General features: G+C 74.0%; 14 protein-coding genes. 4 read left to right on the forward strand and 10 right to left on the reverse strand.

The genetic code is table 11. From position 1 onward, the window contains the following. Positions 1-59: 59 nt before the first annotated feature. From ispG to E1284_RS13365, 8 genes are all read right to left on the reverse strand, one after another. Positions 60-1,250: a flavodoxin-dependent (E)-4-hydroxy-3-methylbut-2-enyl-diphosphate synthase gene (gene ispG / locus E1284_RS13325; RefSeq protein ID WP_424923483.1), complete on the reverse strand. Its 1,191-nt coding sequence runs from the start codon at positions 1,248-1,250 to the stop codon at positions 60-62. Positions 1,251-1,365: 115 nt separating this feature from the next. Beyond that, entirely contained in the window at positions 1,366-2,562 is a 1,197-nt protein-coding gene (locus tag E1284_RS13330; RefSeq protein ID WP_131939365.1) for a M50 family metallopeptidase, read from the reverse strand. A 36-nt stretch (positions 2,563-2,598) separates the two neighbouring features. After that, positions 2,599-3,825, reverse strand: a complete 1,227-nt coding sequence (dxr, locus tag E1284_RS13335; RefSeq protein ID WP_131939366.1) for a 1-deoxy-D-xylulose-5-phosphate reductoisomerase — start codon at positions 3,823-3,825, stop codon at positions 2,599-2,601. A gap of 66 nt (positions 3,826-3,891) precedes the next feature. Then, complete coding sequence (locus E1284_RS13340; RefSeq protein WP_165965248.1) at positions 3,892-4,941, reverse strand: sensor histidine kinase; 1,050 nt, start codon at positions 4,939-4,941, stop codon at positions 3,892-3,894. Positions 4,942-5,596: 655 nt separating this feature from the next. Then, entirely contained in the window at positions 5,597-6,850 is a 1,254-nt protein-coding gene (locus E1284_RS13350; protein WP_131939369.1) for an ABC transporter substrate-binding protein, read from the reverse strand. Positions 6,851-7,333: 483 nt separating this feature from the next. Next, the gene (locus tag E1284_RS13355; protein ID WP_131939370.1) at positions 7,334-7,702 is read right to left on the reverse strand and encodes a hypothetical protein; all 369 of its coding nucleotides are present in this window, start codon (positions 7,700-7,702) and stop codon (positions 7,334-7,336) included. Positions 7,703-7,949: 247 nt separating this feature from the next. Next, positions 7,950-9,449: a CoA-acylating methylmalonate-semialdehyde dehydrogenase gene (locus E1284_RS13360; RefSeq protein ID WP_131939371.1), complete on the reverse strand. Its 1,500-nt coding sequence runs from the start codon at positions 9,447-9,449 to the stop codon at positions 7,950-7,952. Next, on the reverse strand, positions 9,446-10,750 hold the full coding sequence (locus tag E1284_RS13365) for an aspartate aminotransferase family protein (protein ID WP_131939372.1): 1,305 nt from the start codon (positions 10,748-10,750) through the stop codon (positions 9,446-9,448). The genes E1284_RS13360 and E1284_RS13365 overlap by 4 nt, the downstream gene beginning before the upstream one ends. A gap of 114 nt (positions 10,751-10,864) precedes the next feature. Here E1284_RS13365 and E1284_RS13370 point away from each other — a divergent pair, with 114 nt between their 5' ends. After that, entirely contained in the window at positions 10,865-12,481 is a 1,617-nt protein-coding gene (locus tag E1284_RS13370; protein ID WP_131939373.1) for a PucR family transcriptional regulator, read from the forward strand. A gap of 332 nt (positions 12,482-12,813) precedes the next feature. Then, positions 12,814-13,608 carry an alpha/beta fold hydrolase gene (locus tag E1284_RS13375; protein WP_131939374.1) on the forward strand — a complete coding sequence of 265 codons (795 nt, stop codon included), beginning with the start codon at positions 12,814-12,816 and terminating at the stop codon, positions 13,606-13,608. On the opposite strand, the gene E1284_RS13380 is transcribed toward E1284_RS13375, so the two are convergent. Further along, positions 13,583-14,578 carry a dihydrodipicolinate reductase gene (locus tag E1284_RS13380; protein ID WP_131939375.1) on the reverse strand — a complete coding sequence of 332 codons (996 nt, stop codon included), beginning with the start codon at positions 14,576-14,578 and terminating at the stop codon, positions 13,583-13,585. The genes E1284_RS13375 and E1284_RS13380 overlap by 26 nt on opposite strands. A 118-nt stretch (positions 14,579-14,696) precedes the next feature. On the opposite strand from E1284_RS13380, the gene E1284_RS13385 reads away from it, so the two are divergent. Both E1284_RS13385 and E1284_RS13390 read left to right on the forward strand, forming a co-directional pair. Then, complete coding sequence (locus tag E1284_RS13385) at positions 14,697-15,827, forward strand: carboxylate-amine ligase (RefSeq protein ID WP_207923734.1); 1,131 nt, start codon at positions 14,697-14,699, stop codon at positions 15,825-15,827. A 17-nt stretch (positions 15,828-15,844) separates the two neighbouring features. After that, positions 15,845-16,144 (forward strand): hypothetical protein, encoded by a 300-nt coding sequence (locus E1284_RS13390; protein ID WP_131939376.1) that lies wholly within the window; start codon positions 15,845-15,847, stop codon positions 16,142-16,144. Positions 16,145-16,258: 114 nt separating this feature from the next. On the opposite strand, the gene E1284_RS13395 is transcribed toward E1284_RS13390, so the two are convergent. Further along, on the reverse strand, positions 16,259-16,593 hold a 335-nt coding region (locus tag E1284_RS13395), incomplete at its 5' end, for a helix-turn-helix transcriptional regulator (RefSeq protein WP_131939377.1).

Consider the following 16,593-nt stretch of genomic DNA (forward strand, 5'->3'; position numbering starts at 1 on the left):
CGCATGCGAAAGGGCCCCGGGTTCGCACCCGGGGCCCTTCGGAGTTCGCTATCGCCAGGTCAGCCGACCACTACCTCGGCGCCGGGCCCGGTGACCGAGCCGTCCTCGCCGATCTCGATGCCCATCTCCTCGCCGATGCGCATGGCCTCCTCGATGAGGGTCTCCACGATCTGCGCCTCGGGGACGGTCTTGACGACCTTGCCCTTGACGAAGATCTGGCCCTTGCCGTTGCCGGAGGCGACCCCGAGGTCGGCCTCGCGGGCCTCGCCCGGCCCGTTCACGACGCAGCCCATCACGGCGACCCGCAGCGGGACGGGGAAGTCCTTCAGCCCGGCGGTGACCTGCTCGGCCAGCGTGTACACGTCCACCTGGGCGCGGCCGCAGGACGGGCACGACACGATCTCCAGGCCGCGCTTGCGCAGCCCGAGGGACTCCAGGATCGCGATGCCGACCTTGACCTCCTCGACCGGAGGCGCCGACAGCGACACCCGGATCGTGTCGCCGATGCCCTCGGCCAGCAGCGCGCCGAACGCCACCGCCGACTTGATCGTGCCCTGGAACGCCGGACCGGCCTCGGTCACGCCCAGGTGCAGGGGGTACTCGCAGGCGGCGGCGAGCCGCCGGTAGGCGTCGATCATCACGACCGGGTCGTTGTGCTTGACCGAGATCTTGATGTCGCGGAAGCCGTGCTCCTCGAACAGCGAGCACTCCCACAGCGCCGACTCCACCAGCGCCTCGGGGGTGGCCTTGCCGTACTTCTCCAGCAGCCGCTTGTCCAGCGAGCCGGCGTTCACGCCGATCCGGATCGGCACGCCCGCGTCCGTGGCGGCGCGCGCGATCTCGCCGACCTTGTCGTCGAACTTCTTGATGTTGCCGGGGTTCACCCGGACGGCCGCGCAGCCCGCGTCGATCGCCGCGAACACGTACTTGGGCTGGAAGTGGATGTCGGCGATGACGGGGATCGGCGACTTGCGCGCGATCGCCGGCAGCGCGTCGGCGTCGTCCTGCGAGGGCACGGCGACCCGGACGATCTGGCACCCGGACGCGGTCAGCTCCGCGATCTGCTGCAGCGTGGCGTTCACGTCGGCGGTGAGGGTGGTGGTCATGGACTGCACCGACACCGGCGCGTCGCCCCCGACCGGAACGTTCCCGACCATGATCTGCCGGGACTTGCGGCGGGGCGTGCTCGTACCCTGCGCCCCCTGCCCGTCTTCGCCGCGGACATTAGGCATTCCCAGTGAAACGCTCATCCCTCTCCTCTTACTTGCGGCCCCGTACAAAGCCTAAGCGCCCGCAGCAGCTGACTCGACGGCACCCGGTACCGAACAGTGTGACCATCCGGTGACGCCGCGTAAACATCCGGTGTCACTTCGGCAGCTGGAGTGGATTGAACACGTCGGCGAGGATCAGCAGCACGCCGAACCCCACCAGCAGCAGGACCGCCAGATAGGTCAATGGAAGCAGCCTGGTCATGTCGACCGTGCCCGGATCCGGCCGCCCCCGGATCCGGTTGACGCCCGCGCGCGCCCGCTCGTAGGCGACGACGGCGAGGTGCCCGCCGTCCAGCGGGAGCAGGGGCAGGACGTTCAGCGCGCCGAGGAAGATGTTCACCGACACGACCAGCGACAGGAACAGGGCGACCTTGTCACGGGCGGTGTCGTCGGAGGAGAAGATCTGCCCGGACACCTCGGTCGCGCCGACGACGCTGCCGACCTGGCCGCCGGGCGTGCTCTCCCGCTCGGGCGAGAACAGCCTCGGGATCGCGGTGGGCAGGTCCGCGGCGACCGTGCCGATGCCCTGGACCGTCCGGCCGATGCCGCCGCCGGCGAACCGCACCGCGTCCACGGGACCGGCCCGGTCGTAGGCGGCACCGACGATCTTCGCGGAGACTCCGACGAACGGTTCGCCGCCGACGTCCGCGAGCGTGACCGGCAGCGTCTCCCGGCCGGTGCCGGGCCGCTGCACCACCACCGCGACCGTCTGCCCCGGCTTCGTCCGGCCGATGGCCGCGGTGAGGTCCTGCCAGTCCGAGACCGGCGCGCCGTCGAACGCGACGATGCGGTCGCCCGCCTTCAGCCCGGCCCGCGCCGCCGGCGAGGGCGGGCGGCCCGCGCCGCACCCGTCCCGCATCGTGGCCGGCACGCACGCGGAGACCTCGTCGACGGTGCTGGTCACCGTGCCCGGCCTCGGCACGCCGATCGTCATCGCCATCGCGAACAGCAGCACGAAGGCGAACGCGAAGTTGGCCACGACGCCGGCCCCGATGACGACCGCGCGGCGGCCCGCCGGCTGCCGGTAGAACGCGCGGTCCCGGTCGGCCTCGTCGATCTCCTCCAGCGGCGTGTAGCCGACGATCTTGACGAAGCCGCCGAGCGGGATCGCCTTCACGCCGTACTCGGTCTCGCCCCGGCGGGTGGACCACAGGGTCGGCCCGAAGCCGACGAAGTACTGCGTCGCCTTCATCCCGAACCGCTTGGCGGTGAGCAGGTGCCCGCCCTCGTGCAGCATCACCGACGCCAGCAGCGCGACGACGAACGCCACCGCGCCGAGCAAGAAGGCCATCGGGGTCCCCTCGGTTCGTTCCCGGGGGTTCCCGGGTCAGCCGGTTCCGGTCAGTTCCCTGCTCCTGGCCCGCGCCCACCCGTCGGCCGCGAGGACATCGTCCAGCGCCAGCTCCCCGGGGGTGCCCGAGCCGTGCTCCTCCACTACCCGCGCGACGGTGTCGACTATCCCGAGGAACGGGAGCCGTCCCGCGCGGAACGCGTCCACACATTCCTCGTTCGCGGCGTTGTAAACGGCCGGGACCGTCCCGCCCAGCTCACCGGCGCGGCGGGCGAGCGCCACCGCGGGGAACGCCTCGTCGTCGAGCGGGAACAGCTCCCACGTGTGGGCCCGCGTCCAGTCGATGCCGGGCGCGGCGTCCGGGACGCGGTCGGGCCAGTCGATGCCGAGCGCGATCGGCAGCCGCATGTCGGGCGGGCTCACCTGCGCGAGCGTCGCGCCGTCGGTGAACTCGACCATCGAGTGGATGACCGACTGGGGGTGGACCATCACCTGGATCCGGTCCATCGGGACGTCGAACAGCAGGTGCGCCTCGATGACCTCCAGGCCCTTGTTGACCAGGGTCGCGGAGTTGATGGTGACGACGGGGCCCATGTTCCACGTCGGGTGGTTCAGCGCCTGCTCGGGGGTCACCTCGCCCAGCTCGGCGCGGTTCCGGCCGCGGAACGGGCCGCCGCTCGCGGTCAGCACGAGCCGCCGGACCTCGCCGGCGCTCCCGCCGCGCAGGCACTGGGCGAGCGCCGAGTGCTCGGAGTCGACCGGGACGATCTGCCCGGGCCGCGCCCGCTCCTTGACCAGCGGGCCGCCCATGATCAGCGACTCCTTGTTGGCGAGGGCGAGCGTCCGGCCGGCGTCCAGCGCGGCGAGCGTCGAGGCGAGGCCGAGCGCGCCGGTCACCCCGTTCAGGACGACGTCGCACTGCCAGGCTGCGACCTCGGCGACCGCGTCCGGGCCCGCGACGATCTTCGGGATGGCGAAGTCGCCGGCGGCGTAGCCGCGCCGCTTGGCCTCGGCGTAGAACGCCAGCTGCAGGTCCTGCGCGGCGGACGCCTTGGCCACCGCGACGACCTCCGGCCCGAATTCCAGCGCCTGCGCGGCCAGCAGGTCCACCCGCCCGCCGCCGGCCGCGAGCCCGGCCACCCGGAACCTGCCGGGGTTGCGGCGGATCACGTCCATCGCCTGGGTGCCGATCGAACCCGTGGAGCCGAGAACGACGACCTCGCGGGCGGCCGTGTTCGCGCTGTCGCTGCTTGAGGAAGACATCACCGCTCCATTGTCCGGCATCCCGCCGTCCGGGTCCGCCGGGCCGCGCGGTCGGCGGGCGAGCGGTCAGCGGGCGAGCGGCAGGCGGAGGACGAGGCGGGCGCCGTAGGCGCCGTTGGCGACGTACAGCGTCCCGCCGTGGGCGATGGCGATCTGCCGCGCGATCGGCAGGCCGAGGCCGCTGCCGCCCTTGTCCCGGCTGCGGGCGGCGTCCAGCCGGGCGAACCGCTCGAAGACCCGGTCGCGGTCGTCCGGCCGGATGCCCGGGCCGTCGTCGTGCACCTCGACGACGGCCTCCTCCCCCACGGCGCGGGCGTGGACCTCGATGTGCGCCACGGCGTAGCGCTCGGCGTTGGAGAGCAGGTTGAACAGGACGCGGGACAGGCGCGGCTGGTTGCCCATGACCATGATCCCCGGCTCCGCCTTGACGGTCACCGGGACGGGCGGGCTCCGTCCGGCGACCTCGGACTCCACCAGTGCCCCGAGGTCCACCCGGCGGCGCTCCGGCAGGTCCCCGGAGTCGAGGCGGGCCAGGACGAACAGGTCCTCGACGATCCGGTGCAGGCGCTCGACGTCGTCCAGCGCGTGCCGCAGGTTGTCGGCGAGGTCGCCGTCCTCGGGGTCGTCGAGGGCCAGTTCGATGCGGGTCCGCAGGCCGGTGAGCGGAGTGCGCAGCTCGTGCGAGGCGTCGGCGATGAACGCCCGGCGCTGCGCGGCCGAGGTCTCCAGCCGGCCGAGCAGCAGGTTGACCCGGCCGGCGAGCCGCTCCACGTCGTCGCCGGTGGCCGGGACGCCGACGCGGGCGCCCGGTTCGGTGGCGTCGGCGACGTCGATCAGGTCCGCCCTGAGCCGCTGCACGGGCCGCAGTGCCCGCACCACCGTATGCCTGAGGCGCCACCAGGCGAGCGCGGAGACCGCGGCGGCGAGCACCGCCATGACCGCCACGAGCACGCCGGTGGCGGCATCCGCGTACACGTGCAGCACGACGGCCGCGACGGCGACCGCGGTGATCAGCAGGAACCCGAGTGCGGAGGCCTCCTCCAGCGTCACGCGCGCCCGTATCGCGCGCAGCCTGTGCGGCCGGATGTGCGAGAGAACGCCCTTCCGTGCCGACATGTCTCCTTTGTACGCACATCGGCTCCAAACAACGGCAAAGCCCCCGAACGGTGCTCGCATAGCCCTGGTCTGCATATGCCCGGCCTGTACGCCCGGCCCGCGCGCGGGCGCATAGTCCGTCCCCCCGCCGGCGCGGCACCGACACGGGAGGCTTTGCCGCCCTTTTCACGTGCGGTAACGGTGCCAACACCCTGCCGCGCCTATAAAGGAGTCACGTGAAGGCGACTCCCGCCAGGGGGATGGAACATGGGCCAGACAGGCGAGCCGACGGTGGACCCGGACGGGCTGACCGAAGCCCAGCTTCTGGGCGATGCCTGCGTCGTCTGCCGCAAGAAGTGGCCCCGGCCGCGCGTCCGCGTCGGCCGCCTGCCGGACTCGTCCGGGGTGTTCGCGTGCGACGAATGCGCACCCGCCCCGCCGGCACCCCGCCCGCGGCGGGGACCTGGGGAGCCGCGCACGGACGCCGGACGGCCGGGCGGGGAGCCGGCGCCGGCGAGGGCGGCGGGCCTCGCGTCCGTCGTCGTGGAGGTCTCTCCAGGGAGAAGGGTGACCCGGGCGTTCGGGGGGAAGCCCGGGACCACCCGGCAGGCGCGCCCGGCTGGGGGCGGCCGGGCGCGCCGGAGAGACCCTTAGGATCCGCAGGCCGCCGTCCCGATCAGGGCTTGGCCTGCGGCTTCTTCACCGACTGCGGGTGCGTCGCCTCGATCCAGACGCGCGTCCACTCGGTGTAGTCGGTGCAGTCGTTCCCGTCCGAGTCGCCGCCGCACCGCTTCGCGGGCGCGTGCGCGAAGATGATCTTGTCGAGGTGGCCGCGGTCGCCGACGTGGTAGGCGGCGCAGAAGCCGGACCTCAGCCGGTCGCCCGAGCACGCCTGCGGGTTGGCGGGCGCCACCCCGGTCCACTCGGCGACCTGCTGCTGGACGTCCGGCGACGCCGTCCACTGCAGCCACTGGTACATGCAGTTCGGGTGCTGGGCGCGGGCGCCGATCATCCACGCGTCCATCCAGCCGGTCGCGCCCTCGGCCGGGACGACGCCCCGGACGGCCCGGCCCGCGCGGCTCAGCACGTCGACCTGGTAGGGCAACGCCTGGCCCAGCACGGCGCGGCCGCCCGCGAAGGCGCTGATCGCGTCGGCGGGGAGGTCCCAGTACTCCCCCACGTGCGGGCGCTGCTTCGCCAGCACCCGCCCGGCGGCGGCGAGCTGCCCGGGCGTCAGCGAGTACGGGTCGCGGATCTTGAGCTTGCGCTCGCTGCCCTTGAGATAGAGCGCGGCCTCGGCGATCGCGAGCGGGCTGTCGCGCATCACGATCCTGCCGGAGTAGCGGCGGGCCTGGGCGGGATCGAAGATCGCGGCCCAGCCGGCGGGCGGCGGCACGGTCCGCGTGTCGTACATGAGCAGGTTCGAGCCCCACACGTAAGGGATGCCGTAGTGCTTGCCGTCCCGCTCCAGCAGCCCGCGTAGCTTCGGTTCGAGCTTCTTGTACCCGTCGACGAGGTCGGTGTTGACGGGGACGACCTGGTTCTCGGCGATGAGCCGGCCGGCCACCTCGGGGGGCGCGGCGACGCCGTCGTAGCGGCGGTCCGGGTCGCGCATGAGGCCGGCCATCTCCTCGGGCGTCCGCGCGACCTTCAGCCCGACCTTGCAGCCGGTGCGCTCCTGGAAGGGGGTGACCCAGTCGACGCGCGGGTCGGTGCCGCCGCTCTCGATGGAGCCGGGCAGCGCGACGAGGTTGAGCATCCCCTCGCCGGGGCCGAGGGTGGTCGCGGCCTTGGCGACGCCGACCGGCTCGCCGCCGCCGTCGTCGCTGCAGCCGGCGAGGACCCCCGCGGCGAGCGCCGCGGCCGCCAGCAGGGCGCCCGCCGCCCTGGCGCGCGTCGTGGTGACCCGTGCCGTGGCCGTCCGCCGCATGTCGCTCCCGATCCGTGCCCCGGGCCCTCCCCCTCGCGAACGGGCCCATCGGCGCAGCGTAGCGCGTCCGGCCCGGCGGGACGGCGGGTACCCGCGGGGAGCGGGCGCCGGCGGCCGGTCCGAACCGCCATTCCGATGGCTCCGGCGGGCCGCCGCGATTCGATCGCCGGTATTCCGGCGCCTTTCCCTACGGCGGAGCGTGCGGCGGCGGGCAATTACCGAAGATCGCGACCGGGGCGCCGGCCCGCCGCGTTTCCGGAAGGTAAGAATTACCTGACCATTTCCGCACCATTACGTCCGCCTTTTCGGACGGCCCCGGGCGGCGAATCACGGATGAGGGGTCCGCCGGGGCCCCGGGGGACGGCGGGTGCTGGCGTCCGCGCCATACACGGAGGTTGCCGGAGAGGGATATGGCGCGGGCTGCCGTCCGTCCCGGGGCCGCGGCGGCACCGGCGGGCGTGGCGAGGGGTGGGGAACAGCGGATCACCGTGCGGTGCTGCCCGGCCACGCGATCACCGGTGCCCGGCCGAACGGCGACGGTGTGACGCCCTCGATACGGCGGAGGTTCGAGGGACGCCGCACGTCCGGCCGGGTGTCGCGGGACGGCCGCGAGCGGCCGTGGTCCAGAGGGGCCGGCCGCGGTGCCGGCGGCCGCCTCGGTGCGGCCTGCTTGACCACCTCGATCCGTGCGATCAGCCGCTGCGGGGTGTCGGCCTCCAGGAAGTCGCCGACGTCGCGGCCGGCGGGCGGCAGCGCCCACCAGTGGCGGGTGCACAGGCCGAACCAGATGGTCCAGCCCGGAAATCGCCTTCCCAGCGCGTCCGCCTCCGCGGCGTGGTCGCCTGCGGTCATGGCGCGGCTCCCTTGACTACCGACTCTGACTTTTCAATTTCGCCTCAATTAATTGAGACAGTCAGATTGTGTCGCCGGACACAGAGCCAGTCAATGGGTGTTGGCATTATTCGCACCGCGGCGGCGGACAAAAATCAACGACGAAATTCGGCGGCCGTGGGAAATTCCCAAACCCGCGTCCCGCGACCTGCGGATGCGTGCGGCCGGTGCCCGCGGGGGTCACCGGCCGCACGCGATCGGACGCTCGTCAGCCGCTGGTGGGGAAGCCCAGATTCACACCGCCGTGACTGGGATCTAGCCATCGCGACGTGACGGCCTTGGTCCGGGTGTAGAAGTGGACGCCCTCCATGCCGTGCGCGTGGCTGTCGCCGAACAGCGAGTCCTTCCAGCCGCCGAACGAGTAGTACGCCATCGGCACCGGGATCGGCACGTTCACGCCGACCATGCCGACCTCCACCTCGTTCTGGAAGCGGCGCGCCGCCCCGCCGTCGTTGGTGAAGATCGCCGTGCCGTTGCCGTACGGGTTGGCGGCGATCAGCTCCATGGCCGCCTCGTAGGAGCCGGCCCGCACGACCGACAGCACCGGGCCGAAGATCTCGTCCTTGTAGGCGTCCATCGCGGGGGTGACGTGGTCGAGGACCGTCGGGCCGAGCCAGAACCCGCCGCCGGCGCCGCCGAGGACGTCGGGGTCGCGCCCATCGATCGCGAGGGTGGCTCCCTGCGCGACACCGGAGTCCAGGTAGGAGGCCACCTTGTCGCGGTGCGCGCCGGTGACGAGCGGGCCCATCTCCGCCTCCGGGTTGTCGCCCGGTCCGACCTTGAGCCTGCCGACCCGCTCGCGGATCTTGTCCATCAGCTCGTCCCCGACCGGGTCCACGGCGACGATGACGGAGATCGCCATGCACCGCTCCCCCGCCGAGCCGAACCCGGCCGACACGGCGGCGTCGGCGGCGAGGTCGAGGTCGGCGTCCGGCAGCACCAGCATGTGGTTCTTCGCGCCGCCGAGCGCCTGCACCCGCTTGCCGTTCGCCGCGGCCGCCGCGTAGATGGACCGGGCGATCGGGGTGGAGCCGACGAAGCTGACGGCCTTCACGTCGGGGTGGTGCAGCAGCCCGTCCACGGCGGCCTTGTCGCCGTGCAGGACGTTGAACACCCCATCCGGCAGGCCGGCCTCGGCCCACAGCTCCGCCAGCCGGACCGACGCCGACGGGTCCTTCTCCGACGGCTTGAGGACGAACGTGTTCCCGCACGCGATCGCCACCGGGAACATCCACATCGGCACCATCGCCGGGAAGTTGAACGGGGTGATCCCCGCCGCGACGCCCAGCGGCTGAAGGATCGAGTAGGCGTCCACGCGGGTGGACACGTTCTCCGAGAACCCGCCCTTGAGCAGGTGCGGGATGCCGCAGGCGAACTCGACGACCTCCAGGCCGCGGGCGACCTCGCCCGCCGCGTCCGAGACCACCTTGCCGTGCTCGGAGGAGATCAGCCGGGCGATCTCGTCGCGGTGCGCGCCGACGAGCTCGCGGAACCGGAACAGCACCCCGGTGCGCTGGGAGAGCGAGGCGTCCCGCCAGCCGGGGAACGCGGCCTTGGCCGCGGCGACGGCCGCGTCGACCTCGTCCCGCCCGGCGAAGTCGACCGTCCCGGCGACGCGGCCGGACGCGGGCTCGTAGAGGTCGCCGCGCCGCGCGGACTCCCCGGCGAACGGCTTGCCGCCGATCCAGTGTGTGACGCGCTTGGTCATGCGGCTTCCTCGTTCACGGTCTCGAGCGATGCGATCAGGATGCCGAGGCCCTCGGCGGCCTCGGCGGCGGTCAGGGTCATCGGCGGCGCCATGCGCACCACGTTGCCGTACAGGCCGCCCTTGCCGATCAGCAGGCCCCGCTCGCGGGCGGCCTCCATCAGCGCGGCGGCGAGCGGCGGGCTCGGCTCGCCGGTGCGCGGGTCGGTCAGCTCGACCGCGAACATCAGGCCCTTGCCCCGGACGTCCGACACGATCGGCAGCCGCCCGGCGGCCCGGCGCAGACCGTCGATGATCGTCGCGCCCTGCTTCGCCGCGTTGGCCTGCAGGTCGTGGTCGAGGACGTAGTCGAGCGTCGCGTTCGCCGCGGCCATGGAGATCGGGTTGCCGCCGAACGTGGAGATGCCGAGCGCGGGCAGCGCGTCCATGAGGTCGCCGCGCGCGACGACGCCGCCGACGGCGAAGCCGTTCCCGAGGCCCTTGGCGAACGTCATCATGTCCGGGGTCACGCCGTGGCCGCCGATACCCCAGAAGTGCTCGCCCGTCCGCCCCCACCCGGTCTGCACCTCGTCGGAGATGAACAGGATGCCGAACTCGTCCAGGACGCTCTTGTAGGCGGCGAACAGGCCGTCCGGGGGCATCGTGAAGCCGCCGACGCCCTGGATCGGCTCGGCGACGAGCGCCGCGACGTCCCCGCCGGTCGCGGTGGCGAGCACGTGCCGCAGGTCGGCGACGCACGCCTCGATGTACCGCTCGTCGGACATGCCGGCGAACTGCGGGAGGTGCCGGTCGGCGCCGTGCAGGAAGTGGACGTCCAGCGGCGAGAACGACAGGTTCCGCCAGGCCCGGTTGCCGGTGACGCCCGCCGCCGCGAACGACCGGCCGTGGTAGCTCTGCCGCATCGCCAGGACCTGGTCGCTGCGCCGCGCGTACGCGGCGAGCAGCAGCGCCGTCTCGTTCGCCTCCGTCCCGGAGTTGGCGAAGAAGACCTTCGCGTCCGGGATGCCGGACAGCCGGGCGATCTTCTCGGCCAGCTCGACCTGGCCGCGCAGCAGGTAGGCGGTGGAGGTGTGCACGACGCCGGTGGCGAGCTGCCGCTCCACCGCGTCCCGCACCTCGGGGACGTCGTAGCCCAGCATGTTCGTGAGGATGCCGGTGAAGAAGTCGAGGTAGCCGTTCCCCTCGGCGTCGGTCACGCGGGCGCCCTTGCCGCCGGCGATCTCGATGGGGTCCGAATAGTTGAGCGCCATCCAGGACGGCATGACCGCCCGGTGGCGCCGGAGCAGGTTCGCGTGTTCCGACATGCCCCAAGTCTCGGCGGTGCCGACGTCCCGGGCCAGCCGCAGAGTGTCAGGACCGGGTGCTTCCCGTTAACGGTCTGCTCGGGGGCGGTACCGCCCGGATATCATCGCGGCGAGATGCTGCCCACTGTCGACGACGTCCTCCAGCTCGACGCGGTCCGCCGCGGCCAGCCGCGCGTCGTCGCGGGCGCGGACCGCACCGGCAACCGCGTCCGCTGGGTGCACGTCGCCGAGGTCACCGACATCGCGCACCTGCTGCACGGCGGCGAGCTCGTGCTGACGACCGGGATCGCGCTGCCGGACGAGCCGGAGCGGCTGCGCGCCTACATCGCCGACCTCGCCGAGGTCGGGGTCAGCGGGCTGATGATCGAGCTGGGCCGGCGCTACGCCAGCGTGCTGCCGCCCGCGCTGGTCTCGGCCGCCGAGGACCACGGCCTCCCGGTGGTCGTCCTCGCGCACGAGCCCGCGTTCGTGGACATCACCGAGGCCGTGCACGCCCGGATCGTGCGCGAGCAGTTCGCCGAGCTGCGCGCCTCCGAGCGGCTGCACGAGATCTTCACCCAGCTGTCGGTCGAGGGCGCCTCCACCGACGAGGTCGTCCGGCAGGTCGCCGCGCTCGGCGGGCACCCGGTCGTGCTGGAGAACCTCGCCCACCAGGTCCTGGCCGCCGACGCGGCCGGCGCCGACCCGGCGGAGCTGCTGTCGGCGTGGGAGACCCGGTCGCGGGCGGTGCGGCCGGGCCGCCGCACCGGCTACGACCCGGTGTCCGGCTGGCTGGTGACGATGGTCGGCGCCCGCGGCGAGGACTGGGGCCGCCTCATCGTCGACCTCGGGTCGCCGCCGACGCCGCGCGAGACCGTGCTGATCGAGCGGGCCGCGACCACCCTCGCGCTCGGCCGGCTGCTGGACCGGCACGCCGAGAGCGTCGAGCGGCAGGCGCACGGGACGATCATCGCCCGCATCCTCGCGCACGCCTACTCCGACCCGCAGGAGGCCGCGGCCCGCGCCCGCGCGCTCGGCGTGCCGCTGTCCGGCCGGCGGCTGCTCGGCGTGGTGCTGCGGCACCGCGGCCCCGGCTCGCCCGCGCCGCCGGTCGGGGAGCTGTCCGCGCTCGCCGAGACGGCCGCCGCGGCCTGCCGGGACGCCCGCCTCGCCGCGCTGGTCGGCGTGCTGGACGAGGGCGGCCCGCACGCCCGCGTCGGCGTCCTCGCCTCGCTGCCGGCCCGCGCGGACGCCGAGACGGCGCTCACCGAGGTCGCCACCCGCGTCCGCAAGCGGTCCGGTGACACGGTGATGGCGGCCGGGTCGGTGGTGGAGACGATCCAGGACGTGCGGAGGTCGTTCCTGGAGGCCGAGCAGGTCGCCGACGTCGCCGCCCGCGGCTCCGGCGCCCGCCTGTTCTACCGGCTCCCCGACCTGCGGCTGCGCGGCCTGCTGCACCTGCTCCGCGACGACGCCCGCGTCCAGACGTTCGTCGAGCGGGAGCTCGGGCCGCTGCTGGAGTACGACGCGCAGCGCGGCAGCGACCTCACCCGCATCCTGGAGCTCTACCTGGAGGCGGGCCGGAACAAGGCGGTCGCCGCGCAGCAGGCGCACCTGTCCCGTCCCGCCTTCTACGAGCGGCTGCGCCGCATCGAGCGGGTCCTCGACGCCGATCTCGACGACGTGGAGTCCTGCGTGTCGTTCCACGTCGCCCTGCTGGCGCTGAGCTCCGTCCGGTGGGAGCGCCCCTGACCGGTCCGGGCCCTGGCCGGTGAAGGACGTCCGTGACGGCGCTTGACCTCGCTCGCATACGCTTCACTCCTTGGCCTCCTCTCCTGCCAAGAGGCAGGGGATTCCAACCGTCGCCGGTTGGGTCTCCTGCTCCACTGCCGACTGCCCCGTCCGGGAGGACTCCCGTTGAGGTCTGATACCGGCTCCACAGGCCGACACCGCCGGCCCGGCCGCGTCCCGGCTCACCGTCACCGTGGACGGCTCGCCCCCGTCCGGCAGCGGACGCGACCACCCACTGGCCGAGGGCTCGGACATCTTGGCCAGTGGGTGGGAGTCTCCACGGAGGGTTCCCGATGACGGACGCGGCGTTGCATGTGCATCGATATGGAGACCCGGCGGGCGAACCCGTCGTCCTGCTGCACGGGGTGACGGGCCATGGGGCGCGGTGGCGGCGGACGGCGGAGGCGTATCTCGCGGACCGCGCCGTCCTGGCGCCCGACCTGCGCGGGCACGGGCGGTCGCCGCACGAGCCGCCGTGGACGGTCGAGCGGCACGTGGCGGACGTCCTGGCCCTGCTGGACGCGGAGGGCGTCGAGCGGGCCGACCTCGTCGGGCACTCCTACGGCGGGATGATCGCGCTGCATCTGGCGCGGACGGCGCCGCGGCGGGTGCGGCGGCTGCTGCTGCTCGACCCGGCGATCGGGCTCGCCCCGGCGGACGCGGCGCGGGAGGCCCGCGGTTACCTGGTCCCGGTGTCGTTCGCGGACGCCGCCGAGGCCCGCGCGTACCGGGCGGCGCGCTGGTCGGACGCGCCGGCCGGCGCCGTGGACGAGGAGGTCGCCGAGCACCTCGAGCCGTCCCCGGACGGGCGCCTGCGGTGGCGGTTCGAGCCGGCGGCGGTGGTGACCGCCTACTCGGAGATGGCCCGCCCGCACCTCACGCCGCCGGCGGACGTGGCCACCCACCTGGTGATCGCGGCGCGGGCCGACCTCGTCCGGCCCGAGTTCGTGGTGGACTGCCGCGCGGCGCTCGGTCCCGGCCTCGTGATCAGCGAGATCGAGGCCGGGCACATGCTCTACGTCGACCGCCTGGAGGAGACCGGGACGCTGATCGCCGGCTGGCTCAGCGGAGCAGCCGCCGGCCGGTGACCACCGGCAGCGTCAGCGGGGTGTGCAGGCCCGGCGGGGCCTCGGCCGCCGCCGGGACGGCGCCGGCCGTGCGGTGCGCGGTGGCGCGGCCGCCGGCGAGGTCCATCCGCACGGCCGGTTCGCCGGCGATCTCGACGCGGTGGCCGTCCTCGGCGCCGAACGGCGGGGCCGGCCAGTGCGGAGCGAGGTCGGCGCGCGCCCGCACCACGCGGTCCACGGTGATCACCGGCCGGCCGCGCAGGACGCCCGACACCTGGAACCGCAGGCCCGCCAGGGCTCCCTTCGCGATCCGGCCGGCGGGGCCGTCGATCTCCTCAGGGGCCGCGCACACCTCGTGGGTCTCGGTGAGATCGTCCAGCGGGACGGCCAGGTGCCGGGCGAGGAGCCGGACGACCGGCCCCCAGCGCCGCACGGGCGCGCCGGGCCGCACGATCGGCGGGCGGCGGCCGATGGGCGCGCCGAGCCCGAACCGGGCGGCGGCCTGCGTGCCCACTCGCCGGAACTCGGTGATCCTGATCGCCTCGACGCGCCCGCAGCCCCCGCTGAGCAGCGCCGGGAGCACGTCCCCCGCCGGCCCGGTGCCGAGCGCGAGGCAGGCGGCCCCGCCCGTCGCGCAGGCCGCGCGGAGCCGCCGGACCACGGCCGGGTCGGCGGACGGCGGGTCCAGCAACGCGGGCGGGCCCGTCGAGACGACCCCGGCGCCCGCCTCCAGCGCACGGCACAGATCGTCGATCGAGCCGCCGGTGTGGCAGACGACGTGGGGCCGCCTCGCCAGCAGCCCGGCGGGGTCACCGGCAGCGAGAATCCCCAGGGGGCGCCCGGTTCCGGCCAGTTCGGCGGCGTCCACGCCCTCCTGGCGGGGGGCGCCGGTCACGACGCCGGCGAGTTCGAGGTCCGGATGCCCGATGAGGGCCCGGAGCGTCCGCCCGTCGACGGCGCCGGCGGCCCAGTAGCCGACGAGATAGGACATACCACCAGCTTTCGAGCAAGTGCCGGGTCAACTGCCGGCGCAGTGTAGGCACAGGGCCGCGACCAGGACGATCCCCTTCCGCGACGTACATCGGTGCACTCGCGGGAAGGAGACCCTGGTGAGTGTTCACACGGGTCCGCGCACGTTCGGGGTGGAGGAGGAGCTGCTCCTCGTCGACCCGGCGAGCGGTGCGCCGCAGGCCGTCTCCGGTTCCGTCATCCGCTACGCGCGGCGCCACGACGAACTGTTCCTGACCGGCGGCCGGCGGTCGAGATCGCTGGAGACCGAGCTGCAGCGCGAGCAGCTCGAGACCGCGACGCCGGTCTGCCGGACGCTCGGGGAGCTGTCCGAGCACGTCCGGACGGCGCGGCTGGCGGCGGCGAAGTCGGCGGCCGGGGTGGGCGCCGCCGTCGCCGCCCTCGCCACCTCGCCGGTGAGCGTCCGCCCGTCGCTGACCCCGTCGCACCGCTACCTGCGGATGGCCGACGCCTACGGGCCCGCCGCCGACGAGCAGCTCACCTGCGGCTGCCACGTGCACGTCGGCATCGACTCGCCGGACGAGGGCGTCGCCGTCCTCGACCGGATCCGGCCATGGCTGCCGCCGCTGCTGGCCCTGAGCGGCAACTCGCCGTTCTGGCAGGGCGCCGACACCGGCTACGACAGCTGGCGGCACCAGGTGTGGAGCCGCTGGCCGTCCAGCGGCCCCACCGAGCTGTTCGGCTCCGCCGCGCGGTACCGGTCGACGATCGAGGCGCTGCTCGCGACGGGCGCACTCGTCGACGAGGGCATGATCTACTTCGACGCCCGCCTGTCCCGGCACTACCCGACGGTGGAGATCCGGGTACCGGACGTCTGCCTGGACGCCGACGACGCCGTGCTGATGGCCGCGTTCGTCCGGGCCCTGGTCGACACCGCGGCCGAGGCGTGGCACGCCGGCGCGCCGCCCGACCCGGTGCGGGCCGACCTGATGCGGCTGGCGATGTGGCGGGCGGGCCGCTCCGGCCTGCGCGGCGACCTCGTCCACCCGCGCACCTGCCGCGCCGCCCCCGCCGCCGCGGTCGTCGGGGCACTGCTCGACCACCTCACTCCCGCGCTCGACCGCGCCGGCGACCTCGAACCCGCCACCCGCCTCCTCCGCGGCCTGCTCGAACGCGGCAACGGCGCCCGGCACCAGCGCGGCGTCCACGCCCGCACCCACGACATCGCGGCCGTCGTGGCGGACGCGGTCGACCGCACCGCGGCCGTCTGATCGGGCAGTATCGCCCCATGCTGGACGACGCCGCCCTGGAGAGATCATCGATCGTGGCGAACTGCGCCATGAACCGCGAACGGACGCTGAAGGGCTACGTCCGCGAACTGGGCGTCCACGTCCTGGCCGAGGCCGGCCGCCGCCTGACAGCGTCCCTGTGCCGGGCGGGCTTCGCCTACGACCCGAGGCGCCGCCGCATCTCACTACGCGGCCACCGCAAGATCGAGCTGCCCTACCACTACATAGGAGCCGACGACCGAGCAGGCCCGAACTACACGGGCCAACCGGCCGTCGACTCCTTCTACACCCCGGCTTGAACCCCAGCCACCAGAACGCGGGCATGCCCGGCGACGCAGGCGACCGCAGCGACGCCGCGCACGCCGGCACGGGCACGATGGACCGCAACGGCGGCGTGAGGATCGCCTGCGTCGCTAACGGGGGTTCCAGGGGGTCGCCCCCCTGGGCTGGAACGGGAGGTAGCGGTCGGCGCGGCGGGGGCGGGCGCGCAGGCCGGTGGACTCGACGGCGAGGATGCGGTCGAAGCGGAAGGCGCGGACGCCGCGCCGCATCCGGCACCAGCCGACGAGGTACCAGTGGTCGCGGTGGACGAGGCAGGTGACGGGCTCGACCTCGCGGATCGTGACGTTGGCGCCGGCGTCGCCGTAGCAGAGGCGGACGACGCGGTGCTCGGTGATGGCGGCGGCGACCACGCGGGCGCGGTCGGAGGTGGAGGCGTCCAGCGGGGCGGTGAGGGTGGCGAGGGTGG

This window comes from Actinomadura bangladeshensis, from assembly GCF_004348335.1.
Lineage (GTDB): Bacteria > Actinomycetota > Actinomycetes > Streptosporangiales > Streptosporangiaceae > Spirillospora > Spirillospora bangladeshensis.

Coding starts and splice junctions, on each gene's coding strand:
- E1284_RS13380 (WP_131939375.1), bottom strand. CDS start 14,578: ATGTCCTATCTCGTCGGCTACTGGGCCGCCGGCGCCGTCGACGGGCGG.
- E1284_RS13365 (WP_131939372.1), bottom strand. CDS start 10,750: ATGTCGGAACACGCGAACCTGCTCCGGCGCCACCGGGCGGTCATGCCG.
- E1284_RS13370 (WP_131939373.1), top strand. CDS start 10,865: ATGCTGCCCACTGTCGACGACGTCCTCCAGCTCGACGCGGTCCGCCGC.
- E1284_RS13375 (WP_131939374.1), top strand. CDS start 12,814: ATGACGGACGCGGCGTTGCATGTGCATCGATATGGAGACCCGGCGGGC.
- dxr (WP_131939366.1), bottom strand. CDS start 3,825: ATGTCTTCCTCAAGCAGCGACAGCGCGAACACGGCCGCCCGCGAGGTC.
- E1284_RS13360 (WP_131939371.1), bottom strand. CDS start 9,449: ATGACCAAGCGCGTCACACACTGGATCGGCGGCAAGCCGTTCGCCGGG.
- E1284_RS13340 (WP_165965248.1), bottom strand. CDS start 4,941: ATGTCGGCACGGAAGGGCGTTCTCTCGCACATCCGGCCGCACAGGCTG.
- E1284_RS13330 (WP_131939365.1), bottom strand. CDS start 2,562: ATGGCCTTCTTGCTCGGCGCGGTGGCGTTCGTCGTCGCGCTGCTGGCG.
- E1284_RS13390 (WP_131939376.1), top strand. CDS start 15,845: ATGCTGGACGACGCCGCCCTGGAGAGATCATCGATCGTGGCGAACTGC.
- E1284_RS13350 (WP_131939369.1), bottom strand. CDS start 6,850: ATGCGGCGGACGGCCACGGCACGGGTCACCACGACGCGCGCCAGGGCG.
- E1284_RS13355 (WP_131939370.1), bottom strand. CDS start 7,702: ATGACCGCAGGCGACCACGCCGCGGAGGCGGACGCGCTGGGAAGGCGA.
- ispG (WP_424923483.1), bottom strand. CDS start 1,250: ATGAGCGTTTCACTGGGAATGCCTAATGTCCGCGGCGAAGACGGGCAG.